The organism is Spirulina sp. 06S082, assembly GCF_034932145.1.
In the GTDB taxonomy this organism is placed as follows: domain Bacteria; phylum Cyanobacteriota; class Cyanobacteriia; order Cyanobacteriales; family Spirulinaceae; genus CCY15215.
Map to the genome: position 1 here is coordinate 1 of NZ_JAYGHV010000245.1, position 3,026 is coordinate 3,026.

Consider the following 3,026-nt stretch of genomic DNA (forward strand, 5'->3'; position numbering starts at 1 on the left):
TTCTACCGTAGAAGAGAATGCCTGAATATCGCCTGACGCGACTGGCCGATGCGGATCTTGTCGGAATTTGGCAATACACTTATCAAACTTGGGGCAAAAAGCAAGCCGATCGCTATCTCGGACAGCTAGAACGCAGATTTATCGATCTTGCCCAAAATCCAGCCAAAGGCAGTCCGCGATCTGAATTATTTGCCGCCTGTCGGATGTATCCAGAAGGCAAGCATCTCATTTTTTACCGCCCATCGGATAATGGGATTGAAGTCGTGCGCGTTCTCCACGAGCGCATGAATGTTCCTCAATATTTCTCGGACTCCGCAGCAGAAGAATAAGCCAGTTCAAAGGGCTATCGCCCCATTTGCCCCGCACAACCCAAGCAGTTCATCTCGAAATAACAATGCCTGAAGATCGACTGACTCATTAATGCGATCGCTCATCAAACGATGGCCATAGTGTATACTTGGAAAAAAATTCTATTGCCACACAACTCATGTAATTATGGATTCACAAACATTCGAGACCAGTGTCAGAAAGAATATACAAGACCTATCCAATCTAGTTGAAATTTACGACAATGAAGAACAAGAGTCAGAATTTGCGGAGTTTGCTAAATACGATCCGCTTAAAAATTTAATACAAGGACTAGCAGAAAAACTTAGCTCCGAGCAAAATTTAGATGAGGAGGAAAGTCTAAAGATTGCTGATGAAATAGTGAGAAAAGCAGAATATGAGATCAAGAAAACAAGCGCAAAAACAAGAATTTGCGCTGCACTAAAAAGTATGTCAGAAGATTCTGTTAAACTAGCACCTTGGATTTTTGTTCCTATGTTAACAGAATTATCAAAAACAGGAGTTATTGCTATATCTGTCGATCCAAGTGGTATACTTCTAATGACTGCAAGCTGCATAATAATTGCAAGAATGGGAGTAGCTCTATTATGTGTTGACTAATTAAATCATTAATCATTTTATATTCTTTGCAAAATGATTAATGCTACTTCTAAAGCGACGGGTCAAGGTTTAAGCAAACGAAGATATCTAAGATTGGTCTAAAAAACGCAACTTGCCCATTTGTTCCTCTTTCAGAACCTTCCACAAGCATTCCTAGCATGGCGAGAGTCCGAGCATTCAAGGATAATTTATCCATGTATTTTGCTCGGGCATCTGAAATAGGACAAACAGAGTCGTGTCCAAATACAAGAAGGGACCCCGAATCGCCTGGTTTACAGGGAATAATAGCTGAAAATTGAGGTATCACTGACGAAGCAGGCCCTGGGAAGTACATCATCACTTGATCGATCTCGCCTTTTTGATGTCCAGAAATGCCACCATACATTTGCGCTGGAAATTTTGACATCGGCAAGTCAGGTTTATTAGGGGGCTTATTGACCCACTTAAGATGTGGATTTATCTGACAATCTGAATCCATTTTTATCAGTGCTACGTCGTATTTTTTAGCCTGTTTTTTCCGATGAGTATTATCAAAAAAAATTTGTCCCATTTTAGCACAATTATTATTTTCTTTACGAGCATAAACCTCTTCATAACCAGCTTTGAATCCATGCCACACACTTAAACCTAGATTGGTGCAATAATCATTGGCAACAGTAAATGTTGTAAGAGTAACAGTTTGACTTTCATTATAGCGCCCGCCACTATTTCTACCAATAATAACATCTCCACTCTGTACAGGTAGATTACAAGATGTTATTAATGGCTCGATCTTAGAAGCAATCTTTAAATTATCTGAAGAGTTATATTCTCTAGGAAATTCCATCCACTCCAATATAATTGGTACTAGCTGCTGTTCTTCGTCTAATAAATATTCGCAAAGAGAAGACTCAATCTTCAAAAATCGAGGAATATCAGCCATTTCATATAGGTTGTCAATTACATGACCAGAAATGCCCTCAAATGTTAATATACCAACCGTTCGTTCTCTTGCACCAACTGTTCTTTTTGCTACGCCGACAGAGAGAAAGCCACGTATATTTTTCCAAGAATCCATCTTTTCATGGAGTGTTGCCATAATCTCTCGGTCACGCCAAATCTCCTTTCTCGTTTGAGAAGGCATACGACTCCAAGACTCAAAGAAACTGATCGCAGATCTCTCAAAGTAATTTTCGTCTTCTACTCCATTTTTTTGAAGTCGTTGTGCCAGCTTGTCGAACTTAAGCCACTCCTCGTAGCTTTTGGGTTCCCAAGGTTCGCTCTCCAAACTACTAGACTCTACTAGCTTCGTTTGTTGTGCAAAAATTCGTTCCATTGCTTGGGATAAGGCAAAGCTAACACCATCCAAAGCATTGATGATGTAGTCAAAGTAAACATTGGTCTCAGCTATTTCTTCTCCAGATAGTTCTTTTTCAGATAGCAAAGAAACTGAGACAATTTTCATAGCACAAATCCCTGCGGCAACAGCAGAAATAGGAGTACCCAGAGAAATGTACATTTCACGGATACCTATAATACCAATCTCCTCTATGGGTGTAACATCACCAGCAACAACCCCATAAGTAACGAGGCGGAGGTAGTAATCTAAATCGCGCAAGCAGATGGCTGTCATCCTTGGGCCATAGGCATTACCACCAAGAGAAAAGATATCAGGACATACTTGGAAAAGTAGATTGCTAGTCTGCTTAATAATGTTCGATCGAGCAGCTTCTAAAGTTTGAGCTATCTCAATACGCGCTATGCCACTACGTGCAAATGCGTTGAATCTATTTAATTCTTCACTGCTCAAATAGCGTGCTTGAGCGTCAGCTATTTGGATTGATTTCCGAACAGAAACTATATCTTCCGGTGGAGACATTGTTTTTCTCCTTATTCGTTCGATTGCTTTTTCAGCTTAACACAAATTCTCAAACACCCATTTGGGTTGTCAGAACGAGGGGTATTTTTTAATCTTCCTATCGGAAGTTTTTAAATAAATTTTTTTGTAAGTTGATAAAATCTGTAACAGCAAGGACGCTATGGCAGATGTGAAATCGAGAAAAACCCAATTTGTCGAAGGCGAAGGATTGAAAATCCCC

Annotated in this window: 2 protein-coding genes and 1 pseudogene; 2 read left to right on the forward strand and 1 reads right to left on the reverse strand. The window is 39.9% G+C overall.

All coding sequences use genetic code 11. From position 1 onward, the window contains the following. The first annotated feature begins 17 nt into the window (after positions 1–17). Positions 18–329: a type II toxin-antitoxin system RelE/ParE family toxin gene (locus tag VB714_RS15205; RefSeq protein WP_323225459.1), complete on the forward strand. Its 312-nt coding sequence runs from the start codon at positions 18–20 to the stop codon at positions 327–329. Between the two features lie 166 nt (positions 330–495). Then, a complete protein-coding gene (locus tag VB714_RS15210; RefSeq protein WP_323225461.1) occupies positions 496–948 on the forward strand; it encodes a hypothetical protein in 453 nt (150 codons plus the stop codon). 1,342 nt (positions 949–2,290) lie between these two features. On the opposite strand, the pseudogene VB714_RS15215 reads toward VB714_RS15210, so the two are convergent. Beyond that, a pseudogene (locus tag VB714_RS15215) lies at positions 2,291–2,788 on the reverse strand (hypothetical protein); the annotation flags it as partial. Positions 2,789–3,026 lie beyond the last annotated feature (238 nt).

What these genes read in the sequence shown, in the direction of transcription:
- VB714_RS15205 (WP_323225459.1), top strand. Translation starts at nt 18, where the DNA reads ATGCCTGAATATCGCCTGACGCGACTGGCCGATGCGGATCTTGTCGGA.
- VB714_RS15210 (WP_323225461.1), top strand. Translation starts at nt 496, where the DNA reads ATGGATTCACAAACATTCGAGACCAGTGTCAGAAAGAATATACAAGAC.